The organism is Cryobacterium sp. PH31-AA6, from assembly GCF_030063195.1.
In the GTDB taxonomy this organism is placed as follows: Bacteria; Actinomycetota; Actinomycetes; order Actinomycetales; family Microbacteriaceae; genus Cryobacterium.
In genome coordinates this window covers 64,969-82,594 of sequence record NZ_JASISS010000001.1, presented here as the reverse complement: position 1 = coordinate 82,594, position 17,626 = coordinate 64,969, and the positions used below count along the sequence as shown (strand labels likewise).

Genomic DNA, 17,626 nt, shown 5'->3' with positions numbered 1-17,626 from the left:
GCACATCGGAGCTATGGTGTCTGCATGCCGGGGAACGAGTGGCCCGCGGACTCGATTGAGGCCGGGATTTCCCAGTGCGTCGCCGCCTGCGACGCGCTCGTGAAGGTCAGCGAGGACTGCGCGGACGCCTGCCTCGCCCTCGAGGGCAACGGCGAGGTCACCGCCTGCTTCCTGGCCGATCTGGACTGCATCGAGGTCAGCATCACCACGACCAGGGTGTTGTCCTGGCATACCCGGAACGACGGGCCGACCGCCGTCGCGATCCTGGAGGCCTGCCGCGAGGCCTGCCGGGTCTCGATCACGGCCTGCGAACAGATGAAGGTGCTGCACCCGTCCTGGCAGACCTGCACGATGGCCTGCCGCAGGCTCAGCGATTCCTGCACCCGGCTGCTCGACCTGTTGGCGAAGGGCCACGGCTAGCCCCGGCCGTGGGTGGGCCCGGTCTCAGGACGCCTGGGCCTCGTCCTTTGCCAGCCGCTGCCCGACGACGGCCGAGACCCCGTCCTGGCGCATCGAGACGCCGTAGAGGGCATCCGCGATCTCCATGGTGCGCTTCTGGTGGGTGATGATGATCAGCTGGCTCGCCGCCTTCAGATCCTCGAAGATCGTGAGCAACCGGCCGAGGTTGGCGTCGTCGAGGGCCGCCTCCACCTCGTCCATGATGTAAAACGGGCTCGGCCGCGCCTTGAAGATCGCGATCAACAGGGCGACCGCGGCCAGGGACCGCTCCCCGCCGGAGAGCAGAGAGAGCCGTTCGATCTTCTTGCCCGCCGGTTTGACGGAGACCTCGATCCCTGTGGTGAGCAGGTCGCCGGGATCGGTGAGCCGGATGCTGCCGCTGCCGCCGGGGAAGAGCACCGGAAACACCTCTGCGAAGGCCGCCTGGGTGTCGTCGAATGCGCTGCCGAAGATGGCGCCCATCTTCTCGTCGATCTCCTCGATGATCGTGAGCAGGTCGGTGCGGGTGTTGGTGAGGTCGGTGAGCTGTTCGCTGAGAAACTTGTGCCGTTGCTCGAGCGCCGCGAACTCCTCGAGAGCGAGTGGATTGATCCGGCCCAGTTGCGCGAACCGGCGTTCGGCCCCGGCGAGGCGTTTCTGCTGTTCGGCCCGGTCGTACGGCACCGAGGGGGCGTCATCACCCTCGGCGGAAACCGGTTGGTCAGGACCGTACTCGCCCACCAGTACGGCCTCGACCAGACCGAGTTCACTGGTCGCCCGTTCGAGCAGCCCGGAGAGATGCAGCTTCTTCTCGTAGATCTCCAGTTCGAGGCCGTGCACATTCTCGGTGACCGCCTGGAGCCGATTGCGTAGCGCGGCGTCTTCCCTCCGCAGCGCGGACAGTTCCTCGTTCTGGCTGGTCCGTTCCGCCTCGGCCTGGGCCAGCCGAAGGCGGGCCTCGCTGACGGCACCGTCGACGGAGGCGAGCACCGGGGGCAGCGCCTCCGCAACAGCCGTAGCCGCCCCAACCTGACGTCGGCGGATGACCGCACGCCTGGCAGCCTCTTCGGCAGCCGCCCGGTCGGCCTCGAGCGCGGCCACGAGGGCGGCGCTCCTGGCCTGGCCTGCACGCACCCGTTCCCTGGCGGTCTCGACCTGGAGCCGGGCCTCGACCTCGGTCTCCCTGGCCTGTTCCACCGCGGCATAGGCGGCGTCGCGCCGGCTCACGTCGAGCACCGGGCGGGGTCGCGCGCGCAGAGCCTCGAGTTCCGCGGACGCGAGCGCCAATTCGTCCTCCGCACCGCTCACGGCCTCGACGGCCAGCTTCAGGCCGGTGGAGAGCCGGGCGAATTCGGCGGCGGCCGCCTCGACCTGCACGGTGGCACGGTTGCTCTTCTCCGCCCTGGCGCTGACCCGGGACTCGAATTCCCGGAGGGCGGCGCGCACGGAGCCGAGTTGATCCTTGCCGCCCCGGAGGAGGGTGCGCTGCTGGGCCAGGTCGGCGCCAACCCGTTCGACCAGCGAACGAACCTCACCGAGCCGGTCGGCGGCCGTGTCCCGGTCGGCGACCAGTTCGAGCCGGCTCCGCCGCGCACCGGAGCCTCCGCGCAACACGTGTGCGCTGAGCACGTCCCCGGCCAGGGTGATCACGGTCAGCGGCACGGCTGCATCGCCGACGAGCAGATCCTCCGCGGCCCTGGCGTTGTCGAGGTCGTCCGCGACGACGGTGCGTTCGAGCAGTGCGAGCACCCCGGCCGGGGCCTCGACGACCGAACTCGCCCAGACCAGTCCGGGCCGCGAAGACAGGTCCGGCAGCAGGGACGGGCCGGTGGCTTCGCTCCCGGCGACGACGAGTTCGACCCGGCCGAGGTCTCCGGAGCGGGCCGCGCCCACGGCGTCGAAGGCCGCATCCCGCGTCTCCGCCAGCACGGCATCCGCCAACGAACCGAGGGCCGCGGCGATTGCCGCCTCGAAGCCGGGACGCACGTGCACGTGCTCAGCGATCAGTCCGCGGATGCCGGGCAACGCCTGGGCGAGGAGAGCCGACGAGCCGTCCTTCTGGTCAAGGGCGAGAGACAGGGCTCCGGCGCGGGCCGCCAGGGCGTCCCGTTCGCGTTCGCGCGCATGCAGTTGTTCGCGCAGCCGTTCGACCTCGGCCTCTGCCTCGGTGACGACGGCCTGGGCCCGTTCGCAGGACTCGCCGAGATCCGCTTCGTCGGTGTCCACCGCCCCGGCTTCGGCCTCGAGGCCGTCGAGCAGGGCCTGTGCGGCGTGCGCCCGCTCGCCGGCCGCGTCGAAGGCGTGCTGTTGGCGGAGCACCTCGCCCCTGACCTGGCCGAGTCGCGACGCGGCGGTCTCGACGCGGCCCTTCTGCGCGGCCAGGTCGAGATCGTGCCGGGAGACCAGCGCGGCCTGGGCCGCGATCTCCACGTCGAGCGCGTCGAGCCTGCCCCGTGCGGTGGCGGCGGTGTCACGAGCGGCCGCGTGACGGGTCTCGGCCAGCCCGATCCGGTCTTTCAGCGCGTCGACCTCAGCCGCCGCATCCCGCAGCATGGCCGGGGTCACGCTCGGCCCGGCGGCGACCGAGTCCGATGCGGAACCGAGCAGGGCCAGGCGTTGGTTGGCGAGCGTGTACAGCCCGCGGAGGCGTTCCTGAACGGTTTCGAGGGCGAAGCTGGTGCGCCTGGCCAGGTCGACGGCGTCACCGACCTGGGCTTCCTCGAGCCGGTGCAGTCGCAGTTGCTTCTGCTCGAGCTGCTCCTGCAGAACAATGCGTTCCGAGTGGCGTTCGCTTTCGGTGCGCCCATGCGCGTCGAGGGCGGTGCGCAGGGCGACCACGTCGTCGGCCAGCAGCCGTGCCCGTGCGTCGCGCACGACCGCGGCGATGGTCTGCGCCTCACGGGCGACCTCGGCCTGGCGTCCGAGCGGCTTGAGCTGGCGGCGGATCTCCCCGGCCAGGTCGCTGAGACGGGTCAGGTTGGCCTGCATGGCGTCGAGCTTGCGGAGCGTCTTCTCCTTGCGCCGGCGGTGTTTGAGGATGCCCGCGGCCTCCTCGATGAAGCCGCGCCGTTCCTCCGGGCTGGCCCTGAGCACGGCGTCGAGCTGGCCCTGGCCGACGATGACGTGCATTTCCCGCCCGAGTCCGGAGTCGCTGAGCAGTTCCTGCACGTCGAGAAGTCGGCAGGTCTGCCCGTTGATCGCATACTCGCTCGCCCCGTTGCGGAACAGCGTGCGGGAGATCGTGACCTCCGAATAGTCGATCGGAAGGGCACCGTCGGTGTTGTCGATGGTGAGCGTGACCTGCGCCCGGCCGAGCGGGCCCTTGGTCGATGTGCCGGCGAAGATGACGTCTTCCATCTTGCCGCCGCGAAGGGTCTTGACCCCCTGTTCCCCCATCACCCAGGCGAGCGCGTCGACCACGTTCGACTTGCCGGAGCCGTTCGGACCGACCACGCAGGTCACGCCGGGCTCGAAGGCGAATGTCGTGGGCTGCGCGAACGACTTGAACCCCTTGAGGGTGAGGCTCTTCAGATACACCGCTGCGCCCTTTCCGGCGGGTCTGTCGCCTGAAACTACGGTACCGGACAGTTGGTGTCACGCCCGGGAGGCGCGGGCAACGGTACCTTCCCTCCCGCAGCAACCCCGGTTACACTCCTCGACCATGACCGACCCCGGTTTCGAACTGGACGAGCTGTTCATTCCCGCTGCCCCCGGCAAGCCGGGCTGGGCCGATTTCGAGGCCGCGGCTTCCGTCGCCGCCACGGTCGAGGCGGAAGGGTACGGCGGCCACGAATTGACCCTCTCGGCCGCCGAGTCACTGCCGGAATGGTTGAACCAGACCTGGCAACCCCGAAGACTGTTCGTGGCCAGGCAGGACGGCCGGATCGTGGCTCGCGGGGTCTACGAGACTCTGGCCGACGAGTCGATCACCCACGCCTGGATCGCCGTGCAGGTGCTCGCCGACCGGCGTCGCCACGGCATCGGCACGGCACTGTTCGATCATCTCGAGGCCATCGCGATGGCCGAGTCCCGGCTCTCCCTAATCGTGTACACCGTATCTCCGGAGGCCGAGAGCCCCCGGCTGCACGCCCAGACCGGTTTCGGTTCGGTGCCCCTCGGCAACCCCGAGGTGAAGTTCCTGATCGGGCGCGGCTATCGCCTCGAGCAGGTTGTGCGCACCAGCCGTCTCGATCTTCCCTGCGACCCCGACACGGTCGAACGGCTTCGGGTCACCGCGGCACTGAAGGCCGGACCCGACTATGCCGTGCTGTGTTGGAGCGACCATACCCCGCCGGACCGTTTGGCCGACCTGGCCGTGCTCCGCACGCGGATGACGACGGATGCCCCGAGCGCGGGCCTCGAGGAGCCGGAGGATGTGTGGACGGCCGCGCGGGTCACCGCCGAGGAGAATGCCGCGGCGCAGAGCCCGCGAAGCACGCTCACCGCGGCCGCCCTGCATCGCCCCTCCGGCCGGCTGGTCGGCTTCACGGAGCTGTCTGTGCCGCAGGAGACTGCCCGCGCGGTGCTCCAGGAGGACACCCTCGTGCTGAGGGAACATCGGGGTCACCGGCTGGGACTGCTGCTCAAGGCGACGAACCTGCAGCGGCTGGAACGGGAGCGGCCGGGGCATCCGTCGGTGATGACCTTCAACGCCGAGGAGAACCGGCCCATGCTCTCGGTCAACGAGGCCATGGGGTTTCGGCCGATGGGTCAGGAGGGGGCGTGGCGGAAGTGCGCCGCCGGCCCGGTCAGCGCAGCCGCTGGCAGCGCGGGCACAGGTGGGAGGACCGATTCATGAACTGTTCCCTGACCAGGGTGGTGCCGCAACGCCGGCACGGGGTGCCCTGTTGCCCGTACGCGGCGAGGCTGTGCGCGAAGTAACCGGATTCGCCGTTGACGTTCACGTATTGGGCGTCGAAGCTGGTGCCACCCTCGGCGAGGGCACGGCCGAGGATGGTGCGTACCGAGTCGAGCAGCAGTCCTGCCCTGGGCGCGGACAACGAATTGGCGGGCTGGTCATAGTGCAGACGGGCCTCGTAGAGCGCCTCGTCGGCGTAGATGTTGCCGATCCCGCTGATCAGGGTCTGGTCGAGAAGCGCGCGCTTGATTCCGGTCTTCTTGCGGGACAGGGCGGCCAGGAACCCGGCCGCCGAGAAGTCGGGGTCGATCGGGTCCCTGCTGATGTGCGCCACCTGGGTCGGGATCAGCGTCGACCAGTCGCCGGATGCGGCGCCGGAGAATCCCGCTGGCAGGCCGTCATCGGTGGGTCGCATCGTGTCGACGGCCATGCTGCCGAAGATGCGCTGGTCGACGAAGTTGAGCCAGAGCTCACCGTGCCCAGGGTGGTCCAGGTGCAGCCGCACCCGCAGCATCCGGTCCGCGTCGGAGCCGGGGGCACGCAGCAGCACCTGGCCGCTCATCCCCAGGTGGATGACGAGGGCCTGACCCGAGTCAAGCGGCAGCCAGAGGAACTTGCCGCGCCGCACGGCACCGAGGATGCGCCGCCCCTCGAGCAAACCGGCGAACGGTCCGAGCACGGGGTCGTGGCGGCGGAGCGAGCGCTGCTCGAAGACCTCGACCGCGGCGATGACCGCGCCGGTGGCCGCCGGCTCGATCCCTGACCGGACGACCTCCACCTCGGGAAGTTCGGGCACGTCACGCGCCTTTCAGCAGCAGGGTCAGCGTTCGCTGAGCAGGGTCCAGGCGTCGAGCGCGGCCGCCATTTCGGCGTGCTTCTTGCTCGTGCCCTCACCGGTCGCGGTGATGATGCCGACGGTGACCGTTGCGATGAAGACCTTCGAATGGTCGGGACCGCTTTCGGCGATCTCGTAGACCGGAACCCCTGATCCGAGCCGGGCCGCGGCCTCCTGCAGGCTGGTTTTCGGGTCCATCGAGACCCCGAAGTGACCGGGGTCGTTCAGCATCGGTGCGATCAGGCGCAGCACGAGTCGGGTGGCAACCTCGCCGCCGGAGTCCAGGTAGACCGCGCCGATCAGCGCCTCGACGGTGTCCGCGAGGATCGAGCCCTTGTCGCGTCCGCCGGTAAGGATTTCACCGCGGCCGAGGCGGATGAATTCGCCCAGGCCGATGCCGCGCGCGATCTCGGCCAGGGCGACACTCGAGACGAGGCTGGCCCGGCGCTTGGCAAGGTCACCCTCATCCAGGCGCGGGAAGTCACGGTAGAGCATGACCGTGACGGCCTGGCCGAGGATCGAGTCGCCGAGGAATTCGAGGCGTTCGTTCGTGGGCACGCCGCCGTGCTCGTACGCGTACGAGCGGTGGGTCAGCGCGAGCTCAAGCAGACCGGGGTCGATCGAGACGCCGAGGATGGCCGGAAGAGTCGAGATCCCGATTTCGTCGGCGCTCATCCGGCGACCTTCCGGCAATGACTGATGCCGCGTCGCGACGTGGGGCGGCCCCTGGTGGGACTGCTCGGCGTGCGTCGGCGCGGCATCAGACGATCCAGCATCTGCTGACCAGAGCTTTCTGGCTAAACGTCAGCGACCTTGCGGCCCTTGTATTCCATGAAGAGCGCGGTGCCGGCGGCGTCGGTGACGACCTTGGCACGGTGCGGGAGGCTGTAGACGACCTTGCCGTTTTCCATGGTCTTCACCAGGGTGGGGGCTTCGGCCTTCCAGCAGGAACGACGTGAGCGGGTGTTCGAGCGTGATTGCTTGCGCTTCGGGACTGCCATGACTACTTCTCTTCTCTATCTGATTCAGCGCGGATGTCTTCATCCGTGCCGATGCTTGCGGAAGCCTGGAATTCCATCAGCGCGGCCCACCGGGGATCGCGCTTTTCTTCTGGTTCGAGCACAGGGGCCTCGGCAAGCCGCTGCCCGGTCTCTGGGTCGAGACCTGGGCAATCCGGCCGGCAAACCGGCTGGAAAGGCAGTGATAACACCACTGCGTCCCTGATCAGAGGTTCAAGATCCACGTGGTCATCTTGAACCTCACACTCATAAGCTTCGTCTCGAGAGTACGCGAAAAGCTCGTGAAACTCGACTTGGACAGGCAACTCGATGTCAATCAGGCATCGTCCGCACTCTCCGGCGGCTTTTCCGGCGATCTGAGCGGACACCAGGATGCCCTCGTGGAGGGTCTCGAGGCGCAGGTTGACGGTGAGCGTGGAACCGCTCTTGACGGCCACCAGGCCCTCTCCGAGGTCATCGGGCACGACGACCTCGATCTGGCGCTCGTGCATGGTGCCTGGCCGGTTGATGAGGTCGCGCACATCGACCTTGTACGGGGTCTTCTTAAACTTGGTCACGGTGGGAGATTCTACGCGTCCGCGGGCACGGTCTCGTTCCGTGCCGCCCGAGCCGGCATCCGGAGCGAGGCCGGCAGCACGAGGGCGCGGATGCGCGCCGGCCCCCGGGCGCCGGCGTGGATCGCGCGGATGACCGCGTCGAGGTCTCGGACGAGGCCGGCGGCGACCTCCCCGTGCTGGTCGGTGCCCGGCCGGCCGAAGCGTTGACGCTCGGCGGCGACCAGCAGCCGCCGCAGGGCGCCGACGGCATCCTCCTCGCCCGCGAGAACGAGTCCGGGGAGGACTTCGAGCCGCGCGGCGAGCTCCCGGGGGGTCTCCGTGTCGCGCACCCGCACACCGTGGTCGACGGCCGTATCGACGAGTTCGTCCCAGGCCCAGGCCGCCGCTCCCGGGCCGGCGCCGACCCGGCGGCGGCGGCGCTGTCTCCGCAGCATCCTGGCCACGGCGGGCAGGATGAGCAGCAGCACGAGGGCTGCGAGTGCCGCGGAGACCGTGCGGGTGAGCGCGTCGTCCCCGGTCGAGGAGTCGGCGGCGCCCAGGCCGCCCGGCACGTTCTGGCCGGCCTGGTCGGCGTCGCGCGGCGCGGTGGAGGGGAGCCCGCCGATCTCGCCGCCGACCGGAACCTGGGAATCCGTCGGCCTCGTGTACGCGGGCACCGTGCCGCGGCCGGGGGTGGGCTCGAATGCCACCCAGCCGATCCCGTTGAAGTACAGTTCGGGCCACGCGTGCAGATCGTGCGCGTCGACGTTGAACCGGTCCCTGCCCTCGATGTAACTGGTCGACCGCGAACCGGGCAGGTAGCCGATCGCGAGCCGGGCGGGGATGCCGATGGATCTGGCCATGACGGCCATCGCCGACGCGAAGTGCACGCAGTACCCGCGTTTCACCTCGAGGAACTTGCCGACGATGTCGACGCCGCCGCCGTCGTAGCCCTTCTCGACCGGCGCATCCGTGTCGTAGGTGAACTCATTGCCCCTCAGGTAGTCCTGCAGCGCGACCGCCGAGTCATAGGGCGAAATCGAGCCGGCGGTCACCCTGCGGGCCGTCTCGTCGATGAGTGCCGGCCGGTTGCGCGGCAGGGCGAGGGACCGTCTGATGCTCGCCGGGTACCGGGATCCGGCCGCCCTGAGCTGTTCGGCGGTCGGGGCGAGCTGGAGCGCCGTGACCGTGTACGACTGGCCTCGGGTGATGGTGGTCGTGCTCGCGATGGTCGAGGTCGGCGCGTCCCAGTACCACTCGCCCTGGAGTCCGGTGACGTTCGTGGGCGCGAACGGGGTGGGCAGCCAGCCGGTGACGAGGCCGTCGATGACGATCTGGGTCGTCGTCTCGGAGGTGACGACAGCGGCGGAGAGGCCCTGCGGCGGGTCGATGGCCTCGAGATCGCCGCGCGGGTCGGTCGGTTCGATCCTGGCCATCCAGGTGGACCCGACGAAGTTGTCGAGGGTCAGCAGTTTCAGGTAGGGCGGAACGGTCGCGTTGGTGCGGTAGTGCAGGGCAGGGCTGGACTCGGGGCGTCGCAGGTCCTGGCCGAGGTTGATCAGCGGGGTGACCCCACGTCCGAACAGGAGCGATCCGACCTGGCCGCCGGTGCCCGCGAAACCGCCGCCGGGCACGGCGGGGGTGGCGACGCTGAGCAGGAGCGCGCCGACGATGCCGATGCTGCCGACCACCGTCGATCCCCAGAGCGGGCCGGGTCCGTGGCGCCGGGCCGGGCCGAGCACCCGGGGCGCCCCCGGCCCGACGGGCGGGTTCTCGACCTCCCTCGTGCGCCGCACCTGCACCTCGACGCGCAGGAGCAGGAGGAAGGCGGCGGCCGTGAGCACGAGGGCCAACGTGTCTGCCCCTCCCTCGATGATGAGCCCCGGAACGGCGACGGGGACGAGCGCGGGCAGCCCGGCGAGCGCCGGGACCCGGAGGGTGATCGCGAGCAGGTGCACCATGATCGCGATCACGCCGGCGCCCACGCAGAGCAGGAGGAGAATCCCGGGGATCGGGTCAGCCGGGGTGCCCTGCCGCTGGATCGATTCCAGCCCGGCGTCGACGAACACACGGAACCGGTCGACGGTGTCCAGCGTCGGGATCAGCCACAGCAGCCCGCTGCCCGCACCGAACAACAGCGTCACCGTGGCCAGCACGATGCCGAAGCCGGCAGCCGGGGCGAGCGAATCCGGCAGGCCGAGCCGGCGCAGTCCGGCCAGGCCGAGGATCACGGCCGCGGTGACGAACGCCATCAGCCACCACCAGGCGGTGCCCTGGAGCACCGGGCCGAGGGCGCCGTTCGCCACGAGCAGCAGTAGCAGCAGCGCGCCGGTGACCGGCCATTCCGAGCTCCCGGTCCGGCCTGGCCCGCTCATCGTCGACTCCCCGGGACGGGTGCGGAAACCGTCGCACCGGTGGCTTCCTGCCAGGCTGCGGCAATGCCCTGGGCGGACCGAACCCGGATGCAGCGCCACCCGGCGTCGCGGAGCACAGCAACAGTGTCCCGGTCCATCGGATCGAGGACGAACGCGACCGCCGGCCGGCCCGCGGCCGCGAGAGCGGCCAGCTCCGCGGCATCCGTGCGGTCGACATCAACGAGCACGGCGAAGGTGGGCAGTGGCACCTGCGGCGCGTAGCCGACGGGAAGGACGGCCGGTTCGGGCGCGGCTCCGCTGCTGTGTACCGGAGCGGCCTGGGCAGGCTCGAGGGGCACGACGCCGGCCAGCCCCTCGAGCAGCGCCTGCACATCGCCGATCGCCTCGAAATCGACCGGTGCATCCCCGCGCAGCCCGCCCCGCTTCCCGAACGTGCCCGGCGCCGGCCGGCTCGGACCCAGCTGACTCGGACCCAGCCGGCTCGGACCCAGCTGACTCGGACCCAGCTGGCTCGGACCCAGCTGACTCGGACCCAGCTCCACGAGATCCACTCTGAAGCCCGCCACGAGGAGGTGCACCCCGATGGAGGCGACCAGTTCGACGGCGACCTCGAAGGCCTGGTCGTGGCCGTTCTGGTGACCCGCGCCCTGGCCGGGCGGCGGCACCGGACGCCCGCGCAGCGCCGTGTCCAGCACAATCCGCGCCGCCGGGTTGCTGCGGTGTTCTTCCTGGCGCACCATGATCTCGCCGTGCCGCGCCGTGGCCGGCCAGTTCACCCGCCGGAGCGGATCCCCGGGCCGGTATTCCCTGGCGATCAACTGGTCCGAGTTGTGATTGAGGTGCCTCAGCCGATCATGCGCGTCGCCGTCTCCGTCGGCGCTCGCCAGCCCCCGACCGGGCAACACGGTGACCGTCGGGGTGACCAACAGGTCGACGGGCTCCCCGACCGCCCACTCGCTCGCGGCGAGACCGAAGGGGTCGTACCGTTCCAGACGGAGCGGGCCACTGGCGTATCTGCCCCGTCGGCGGGGCACCAGGGTGTACTCGAGCCGGACGACGTCTCCGCTGTTGTCCCTGCCGCCGTCGAACCGGTCGAGGCCGGGCAGCGCCGTCAGGCCGGTTGTGCCGAAGCCCGGATCGCCCGTGTCGCGCCAGCGCAGTCCCTGGAGCGGCCGGGCGGACAGGTTGCGCACGGTGAGGGACACGACCGCTTCCCGGCCGGCCTCGACCACCAGCGGCCGGAACCCCCTGGTCACCTTCACCGCCACCGGACGGATCGCGACGAAGGCTGCTGCGGTCACCGGTACGAGCATGAGCAGGCAGGCCACGAAGAGGATGTCCCGGCGCCCGGTGAAGAAGTACTGCGCCAGGAAGAGCCCGCCGACACCGAGGAACACCCCGCCCCGGAGGGTGAGCCGGGGAAACCACACGGGCCGCCGCGACGCGGACATGAGCCTAGGGGCGTCCCTGCGCGCCGACCGGCACCGGAGTGGCCTCGACGATGCGGGTGACGATCTCCTCGATCAGTGGCGCGGAATCCTGGTGGTGGTGTCCCAGCACCCTGCTGCTGACGACCAGGCGATGCCCGAGCACGGCCACCGCGAGCGAATCGATGTCGTCGGGCAGCACATACTCCCGGCCGTTCAGTGCGGCCTGCGCCTTCGCCGCCCTGATCAGCTGCAGGGTCGCCCTGGGGCTGGCCCCGAGGCGCAGGTCCCGGTCGTCACGGGTCGCCCTGACCAGGTTGACCGCGTATTCCTTCACGGCTCCGGACGCGAAGACGGCGCGCGCCGCGGTCATCATGCCGCGCAGCTGGGCGCCCGACACGACGGGGGCGATGCCGGCGAGCGGGCTCGCGGTGTCCCGGGAGTCGAGCATGGCCAGCTCCGACGTCTTGTCGGGGTAGCCCATCGAGATCCGGGCCATGAAGCGATCGCGCTGCGCCTCCGGCAGCGCGTAGGTGCCTTCCATCTCGATCGGGTTCTGGGTGGCCACCACCGTGAACGGCAGCGGGAGCAGGTAGGTGGCCCCGTCGACGGTGACCTGGCGTTCCTCCATGCATTCGAGCAGGGCGGACTGGGTCTTCGGGCTGGCCCGGTTGATTTCGTCACCGATGACGATGTTCGCGAAGATGGCGCCCGGCTTGAATTCGAACCGGCGGTCGGCCTGGTTGAACATCGAGACGCCGGTCACATCGGAGGGGAGAAGGTCGGGGGTGAACTGGATCCGGCTGACCGTGCAGTGCACCGACTTGGCGAGAGCCTTGGCGAGCATGGTCTTCCCGACCCCGGGGACGTCTTCGATCAGGAGGTGTCCCTCCGCCAGCAGCACCGTCAGGGCCGTCTTGACTGCCGCGTGTTTGCCGTCGATGACGGTCTCGACGTTGAGGATGATCGCCCGCGCCGACGCTTCGACGGCGGCGAGGTCCATCGGCGTCTCGACCTCGGCCGCAACTCCGACCTCGGCCGCAACTCCGACCGCGGTCCCGGCGCCCGCCGGGCCCGTCACGACTCTGACGGGGGTTGCGTTCACACGGGGGCCTTCTGCAGGAAGCTGGCGACGACGCTGGGCACGTAGGGGGTGATGTCTCCGCCGAGCGCGGCGACCTGGCGCACCAGCGAGCTGGAGACGTGGGCGTTGGCGGGGTTGGGCAGCAGGAAGACCGTTTCGACCGACGCGAGGTTGCGGTTGACGATCGCCATCGGGGTTTCGTAGGCGACGTCGACCTGCGAGCGGATGCCCTTGACCAGCACGCTGGCACCGACCTCCAGGCAGTAGTCGACGAGGAGGCCCATGCTCCAGGACGCGACCGTGATGTTGTCCGGCAGGCCGGCATCCTTGATCGCCAGCTGGATCAGCGACACCCGCTGGCTGATCGGCAGGAGTGCCGATTTGTCCGGATTGTGCACGACGAGAACATGAAGTTCATCGAAGAGACCGGCCGCCCGTTCGATCACGTCGAGGTGACCCAGTGTGACGGGGTCGAATGATCCAGGGACGACGGCGATCCTGCGCATACGTTTCACCCTAGCCCCAGAGTGTGGACGGCGGGTCAGCTCTTTGTCAGTGAGGCTCGCTCGGAGTCGTCGAGCCGCCGCCGCACCGCGTCCCGCAGCGCAGGAACGCTCTCCAACTCGGGATCCCAACCGATCAGCTCCTGGGCGTGCCCCCTCGCCTCCCCGATCAGGTCGCCGTCAGTGATTACCCGGAGCAGTCGCAGCGAGGACCGCCCGCCGGACTGGTTGCTGCCGAGCACATCGCCCTCCCGGCGCAATTCGAGGTCGACCTGGGCCAGTTCGAAGCCGTCGAGGGTCGCCGCGACGGCATCGACCCGTTCCCGGGCCACCGATTCGGCCTCCGCCGTGGTGACGAGGAGGCAGAGTCCGGGCACTCCCCCGCGGCCCACCCGGCCACGAAGCTGGTGCAGCTGGGACACGCCGAACCGGTCGGCGTCCATCACCACCATCACCGACGCATTGGGCACGTCGACGCCGACCTCAATCACGGTGGTCGCGACGAGCACGTCAATCTCCCCGCCGGCGAACGCACGCATGGTCAGGTCTTTTTGTTCGCTGGTCATCCGGCCGTGCAGGGCTTGGATTCGCGCGGAGGCGAAGATCGGCCTGGCCCGCAGCTCGGCGAGCATCTCCTCGACGGACGCCGGTGCCCTGGCTTCCGGGTCCTGGATTTCGCCCTCCTCGACCTGTTTCGGCGCGATCGCCGGGCAGACCACGAAGGCCTGCCTGCCCAGGGCGAGCTCCTCCGCCAGCCGCTCCCAGACCCGGGTCACCCAGGCCGGCTTGTCGCCGAGGGGAACGACGAAGGTCTCGATGCCCTGCCTGCCCTCGGGCAGCATGGCGATCGTGCTCACGTCGAGGTCGCCGAAGACCGTCATCGCGATCGTGCGCGGGATCGGGGTCGCGGTCAGCACGAGCACGTGCGGCGGAACGGCGCCCTTCTGCCGCAGGGCCTCACGCTGATCGACGCCGAACCGGTGCTGTTCGTCGACCACAACCAGCCCGAGGTCGAAGAAGGTGACCGTGTCGCCGAGAAGGGCGTGGGTGCCGATGACGATGCGCGACTGGCCGGACACCGCCCGCAGCAGGGCCTTGCGGCGCTCGGCGACCGGCAGTTGCCCGGTGAGCAGCGTCGGCATCAGCGCCACGGCGAGGTCTGGTCCGAGGGCACGCACGATCGACCGGAGGTGCTGCCCGGCGAGCACCTCGGTCGGGGCGAGGAATGCTGCCTGGCCACCGGAGTCCGCCACCGCGAGCATGGCCCGGAGCGCGACGACCGTCTTCCCGGACCCGACCTCACCCTGCACGAGACGGTTCATCGGGGCGTCTTCGGCGAGGTCGCGGGCGATCTCACCGCCGACAACCTCCTGGTCGCTCGTCAGGGTGAAGGGGAGGGCGGCATCGAAACGCTCGAGGAAGCCGCCGGGCACCGGCACGCGCGGCGTCGCCTTCTGGGCACGGGCGGAGTTTCGCTGCTGCACGAGCGCGGTTTGCAGCACGAGCGCCTCGGTGAACCGGAGGGTGTCCCTCGCCCGGCGCCAGTCCGAATCGGTCTCCGGCCGGTGGATGAGTTCGAGCGCCCTGGCGTGCGGCAGCAGACCCCGTTCGGCGCGGAGCGCGGCCGGGATCGGGTCTGGGACGCGGCGGAGGGCGTCGAGGACGACCTCCACGGTCTTGGTGATCTGCCAGCTGGCGATGGTGTTCGTGGCCGGGTAGATCGCGATCGGCTGCTCGATCCACAGTTTCGCGGCCGCGGCATCCGTGGGCATGTCGGGCTCGTCGTCTTCGCCGGCACCGAAGAGTCGATAGGTCGGGTGGGTGAGCTGCAGGTGGCCTTTGTAATCGGACACCTTGCCGGCGAACATGCCGCGCATGCCGGGGGCGAGCTGTTTGGCCCGCCAGGACTGGTTGAAGTAGGTGAGGCTGAGAATGCCGCGACCGTCGGAGATCTTGACCTCGACGATCGACCCCTTTCGGACCTTCATCTCGCGTTCTTCCACGGTGCGGATCTCGGCGATGATCGTCACGTTCTCGTCGAGGGGCAGGAGGCTGATCGCGGAGAGTTCGCCGCGTCGGGCATACCGGCGCGGGTAGTGACTGAGCAGGTCGCCGACCGTGACGATGCCGAATGCCTTGGTCAGCGCGGTCGTCGTGCGGCCGCCGACCACGTTCGCCAGCTTCGTGTCGAGGGTGACGGCGTCGGTGTGTGCGGCAGCCGATTCGGTCATGCTTCGATCGTAGGCGTGGGCTCCGACACTGACGCACCCATCGGGCGGCCGGGCGCTAGGCTCGAAACCCTCATGACGCGAATTGTCGCCGGTTTTGCCGGTTCCCTGCCCCTGGCTGTACCCAAGACCGGCACCCGTCCCACCAGCGACAGGGTGCGCGAAGCGATCTTCTCCGCCCTCGACGCCCGCGACATCGTGCGCGGCGCCCGGGTACTCGACCTCTACGCGGGGTCGGGTGCGCTCGGCCTCGAGGCAGCCAGCCGGGGCGCCCGCATCGTCACCCTGGTCGAGAACAGCTTCGGGGCCGCGCAGCTGTGCCGCAAGAACACGGACGCGGTGCTGCGGGCCGCGCCGAAGAAGGACACACCGAAGATCAAGGTGACGTCGCAGGCCGTCCAGTCGTTCCTGGCCGCCACCGGGGAGGGCTTCGACCTCGTCTTCCTTGACCCGCCCTACGACCTGCCGGAGATCGAACTCGGGCACAACCTGGCCGCGCTCGCCCCGCTCCTCGATGAAGACGCCCTTGTGGTCGTCGAGCGCAGTTCCCGCTCCCCCGAACCGACCTGGGGCCCCGGCCTCGAGAGCGACCGGCGCAAGGACTACGGCGACACCACCGTCTGGTACGCCGTTCCCGTCTCCGCCCAGGACCTGCCGCCGGCCTGATTCGCGGTCGCGCACCCGCCGCCGCGCCCGTTTCCGCAGCCCGCTACCGCGGGGGCGGGCGCGGGGTGCGGAAACGGGCGCGCTCATCGACCGGCGGGGCGCTCAGCCCGCCGCGCCGTCCCAACCGCGGTACGGGTCCCAGCCGCCCTGGGTGTGCGCGGTCCCGTCGACGAACACCATGCCCGCCTCGGCCGTGACGACACCGAGCCGGCGGAAGCCTTCCGGCAGCGTCGTCCCGGCGGGAAACGTTGCCAGCAGTCCGTGGTCCTCGCCGCCGCCGAGGGCACGCTCGACGTGGTCGCCGAGCGTCGCCCCGTCGAAATCGATCCCCACGCCGCTGGCCCGGGCGAGTCGCCCGGCGTCGATGGCGAGGCCGTCCGACACGTCGAGCATCGCGGTCGCCCCGGCGACCGCGGCGGCCGGGCCGCGGTCGATCGGCGGCTCCGGAGTGAGCTGGGCTTCGATCTCGCGCGGATGCTGCTGCCGCAGTGCAGCGGCGAGCGCGGCATCCGGCACCCCGTCGGCGTCCACACCGAGCCGGAACAGCAGGCTGAGCCCCCACCCGGCGTCTCCGAGCCGCCCGGCAAGCGCCACGACGTCGCCTGGGCGCGCCCCGGAGCGCAACACGGGCTCGCGCCCCTCCAGGTCGCCGAAGGCCGTGACGGCCAGCGTGAGGGCGTCGGAGGCGGACAGGTCGCCGCCGACGACGCCGCAGCCGGGGGCCAGCGCCTCGCAGCCGTCCCTGAGTCCGTCTGCGATCCCCTCGATCACCCAGATCGGCGTGGAGGGCGGCGCGGCGATGGCGACGACCAGGGCGGTGGGGCGTGCACCCATGGCGGCGACATCCGACAGGTTCGTCGCGGCTGCCTTCCAGCCGAGGTCGTGCGGGGTCGACCAGGCCAGACGAAAGTCAGGACCCTGGATCATCATGTCCGTGGTCACCACATAGCGGCCGTCCGGGGCCCGCAGCACGGCGGCGTCGTCGCCCGGTCCGATCAGCTGGGCGGCAGAGCCGGGCAGGCGCGGGAAGATCCGGGCAAGCACCTCACCCTCGCTGAGGTCGGCGAGTGTCTGGCCGGAGGGAAGCGGTGCGGCCGCAGCAATCGTCATACGTCAAACGGTAGCCTGAATGCAATGACCCCCCGTTCCCGCCTCCTCCGCGCCGGCCTCGCGATCACGCTCGTCGTCGGCACCGTGCTCCTCACCGGCTGCACCGCGATCGTGCCGCTCGAGCCGTCGAAGGATGCCGCGAATCCGACCTGCGCCGATCTGATCGTGCGCCTGCCCACCGCCGTCGGGGCGTTACCGGAGCGCGAGACGAACGCGCAGTCCACCGGGGCCTGGGGCACCCCCGCCGCGGTGCTGCTGCACTGCGGGGTCGCCGTACCGGTGCCGACAACCCTTCCCTGCCTCAACGTGAACGGCATCGACTGGATCGAGGACGACTCGGAGGCGCCGCTCTACCGGTACACGACCTACGGTCGCAACCCGGCGACCGAGCTGGTGATCGACTCCGGCACGGTCAGCGGTTCGACCGTACTGGTCGACCTGGCCCAGGCGGTGTCCGCCATCCCGGCCACCCGGCAGTGCCTCGGGGTCGAGGACCTCACCATCCCCACCGACGGCGGCACGGCCGTGACCGCCCCATAGGTCACGG

15 protein-coding genes are annotated in these 17,626 nt (G+C 70.2%); 4 read left to right on the top strand and 11 right to left on the bottom strand.

The features are described 5' to 3' along the window. Nucleotides 1–24: 24 nt before the first annotated feature. On the top strand, nt 25–420 hold the full coding sequence (locus QMG61_RS00405; protein ID WP_283492354.1) for a four-helix bundle copper-binding protein: 396 nt from the start codon (nt 25–27) through the stop codon (nt 418–420). 24 nt (nt 421–444) lie between these two features. Here the strand turns inward: QMG61_RS00405 and smc are convergent, their stop codons facing one another. Continuing rightward, complete coding sequence (smc, locus tag QMG61_RS00400) at nt 445–3,975, bottom strand: chromosome segregation protein SMC (protein ID WP_283492353.1); 3,531 nt, start codon at nt 3,973–3,975, stop codon at nt 445–447. A gap of 124 nt (nt 3,976–4,099) precedes the next feature. Between smc and QMG61_RS00395 the strand changes: the two genes are divergently transcribed. Then, the gene (locus QMG61_RS00395) at nt 4,100–5,236 is read left to right on the top strand and encodes a GNAT family N-acetyltransferase (protein ID WP_283492352.1); all 1,137 of its coding nucleotides are present in this window, start codon (nt 4,100–4,102) and stop codon (nt 5,234–5,236) included. Here the strand turns inward: QMG61_RS00395 and mutM are convergent. The 9 genes from mutM to QMG61_RS00350 all read right to left on the bottom strand — a co-directional run bounded on the left by mutM (nt 5,187) and on the right by QMG61_RS00350 (nt 15,306). Further along, on the bottom strand, nt 5,187–6,092 hold the full coding sequence (gene mutM, locus QMG61_RS00390; protein ID WP_283492351.1) for a bifunctional DNA-formamidopyrimidine glycosylase/DNA-(apurinic or apyrimidinic site) lyase: 906 nt from the start codon (nt 6,090–6,092) through the stop codon (nt 5,187–5,189). The genes QMG61_RS00395 and mutM overlap by 50 nt on opposite strands. Nucleotides 6,093–6,116: 24 nt before the next feature. Then, the gene (rnc, locus tag QMG61_RS00385; RefSeq protein WP_283492350.1) at nt 6,117–6,806 is read right to left on the bottom strand and encodes a ribonuclease III; all 690 of its coding nucleotides are present in this window, start codon (nt 6,804–6,806) and stop codon (nt 6,117–6,119) included. A 122-nt stretch (nt 6,807–6,928) separates the two neighbouring features. Continuing rightward, nucleotides 6,929–7,132, bottom strand: a complete 204-nt coding sequence (rpmF, locus tag QMG61_RS00380; protein ID WP_066596228.1) for a 50S ribosomal protein L32 — start codon at nt 7,130–7,132, stop codon at nt 6,929–6,931. Nucleotides 7,133–7,134: 2 nt separating this feature from the next. Beyond that, complete coding sequence (locus tag QMG61_RS00375; RefSeq protein ID WP_283492349.1) at nt 7,135–7,707, bottom strand: YceD family protein; 573 nt, start codon at nt 7,705–7,707, stop codon at nt 7,135–7,137. Between the two features lie 11 nt (nt 7,708–7,718). Continuing rightward, entirely contained in the window at nt 7,719–10,061 is a 2,343-nt protein-coding gene (locus tag QMG61_RS00370; protein WP_283492348.1) for a transglutaminase TgpA family protein, read from the bottom strand. Then, the gene (locus tag QMG61_RS00365; RefSeq protein WP_283492347.1) at nt 10,058–11,512 is read right to left on the bottom strand and encodes a DUF58 domain-containing protein; all 1,455 of its coding nucleotides are present in this window, start codon (nt 11,510–11,512) and stop codon (nt 10,058–10,060) included. Before QMG61_RS00365 ends, QMG61_RS00370 begins: the two co-directional genes overlap by 4 nt. A 4-nt stretch (nt 11,513–11,516) precedes the next feature. Beyond that, nucleotides 11,517–12,491 (bottom strand): AAA family ATPase, encoded by a 975-nt coding sequence (locus tag QMG61_RS00360; RefSeq protein ID WP_283492613.1) that lies wholly within the window; start codon nt 12,489–12,491, stop codon nt 11,517–11,519. A gap of 98 nt (nt 12,492–12,589) precedes the next feature. Beyond that, on the bottom strand, nt 12,590–13,078 hold the full coding sequence (gene coaD, locus QMG61_RS00355; protein ID WP_283492346.1) for a pantetheine-phosphate adenylyltransferase: 489 nt from the start codon (nt 13,076–13,078) through the stop codon (nt 12,590–12,592). 35 nt (nt 13,079–13,113) lie between these two features. Further along, nucleotides 13,114–15,306, bottom strand: a complete 2,193-nt coding sequence (locus QMG61_RS00350; protein WP_283492345.1) for an ATP-dependent DNA helicase RecG — start codon at nt 15,304–15,306, stop codon at nt 13,114–13,116. 72 nt (nt 15,307–15,378) lie between these two features. Between QMG61_RS00350 and rsmD the strand changes: the two genes are divergently transcribed. Next, nucleotides 15,379–15,969: a 16S rRNA (guanine(966)-N(2))-methyltransferase RsmD gene (gene rsmD / locus QMG61_RS00345; RefSeq protein WP_283492344.1), complete on the top strand. Its 591-nt coding sequence runs from the start codon at nt 15,379–15,381 to the stop codon at nt 15,967–15,969. Between the two features lie 102 nt (nt 15,970–16,071). Here the strand turns inward: rsmD and thiL are convergent, their stop codons facing one another. Further along, nucleotides 16,072–17,079, bottom strand: a complete 1,008-nt coding sequence (gene thiL, locus QMG61_RS00340; protein WP_283492343.1) for a thiamine-phosphate kinase — start codon at nt 17,077–17,079, stop codon at nt 16,072–16,074. A gap of 24 nt (nt 17,080–17,103) precedes the next feature. Here thiL and QMG61_RS00335 point away from each other — a divergent pair, with 24 nt between their 5' ends. Further along, nucleotides 17,104–17,619, top strand: coding sequence for a DUF3515 family protein (locus QMG61_RS00335; RefSeq protein WP_283492342.1), 516 nt, complete (start codon nt 17,104–17,106; stop codon nt 17,617–17,619). The last annotated feature ends 7 nt before the right edge of the window (nt 17,620–17,626 follow it).

What these genes read in the sequence shown, in the direction of transcription:
- QMG61_RS00405 (WP_283492354.1), top strand. Translation starts at nt 25, where the DNA reads ATGCCGGGGAACGAGTGGCCCGCGGACTCGATTGAGGCCGGGATTTCC.
- QMG61_RS00395 (WP_283492352.1), top strand. Translation starts at nt 4,100, where the DNA reads ATGACCGACCCCGGTTTCGAACTGGACGAGCTGTTCATTCCCGCTGCC.
- rnc (WP_283492350.1), bottom strand. Translation starts at nt 6,806, where the DNA reads ATGAGCGCCGACGAAATCGGGATCTCGACTCTTCCGGCCATCCTCGGC.
- rpmF (WP_066596228.1), bottom strand. Translation starts at nt 7,132, where the DNA reads ATGGCAGTCCCGAAGCGCAAGCAATCACGCTCGAACACCCGCTCACGT.
- QMG61_RS00370 (WP_283492348.1), bottom strand. Translation starts at nt 10,061, where the DNA reads ATGAGCGGGCCAGGCCGGACCGGGAGCTCGGAATGGCCGGTCACCGGC.
- QMG61_RS00365 (WP_283492347.1), bottom strand. Translation starts at nt 11,512, where the DNA reads ATGTCCGCGTCGCGGCGGCCCGTGTGGTTTCCCCGGCTCACCCTCCGG.
- QMG61_RS00360 (WP_283492613.1), bottom strand. Translation starts at nt 12,491, where the DNA reads ATGGACCTCGCCGCCGTCGAAGCGTCGGCGCGGGCGATCATCCTCAAC.
- coaD (WP_283492346.1), bottom strand. Translation starts at nt 13,078, where the DNA reads ATGCGCAGGATCGCCGTCGTCCCTGGATCATTCGACCCCGTCACACTG.
- QMG61_RS00350 (WP_283492345.1), bottom strand. Translation starts at nt 15,306, where the DNA reads ATGACCGAATCGGCTGCCGCACACACCGACGCCGTCACCCTCGACACG.
- rsmD (WP_283492344.1), top strand. Translation starts at nt 15,379, where the DNA reads ATGACGCGAATTGTCGCCGGTTTTGCCGGTTCCCTGCCCCTGGCTGTA.
- thiL (WP_283492343.1), bottom strand. Translation starts at nt 17,079, where the DNA reads ATGACGATTGCTGCGGCCGCACCGCTTCCCTCCGGCCAGACACTCGCC.
- QMG61_RS00335 (WP_283492342.1), top strand. Translation starts at nt 17,104, where the DNA reads ATGACCCCCCGTTCCCGCCTCCTCCGCGCCGGCCTCGCGATCACGCTC.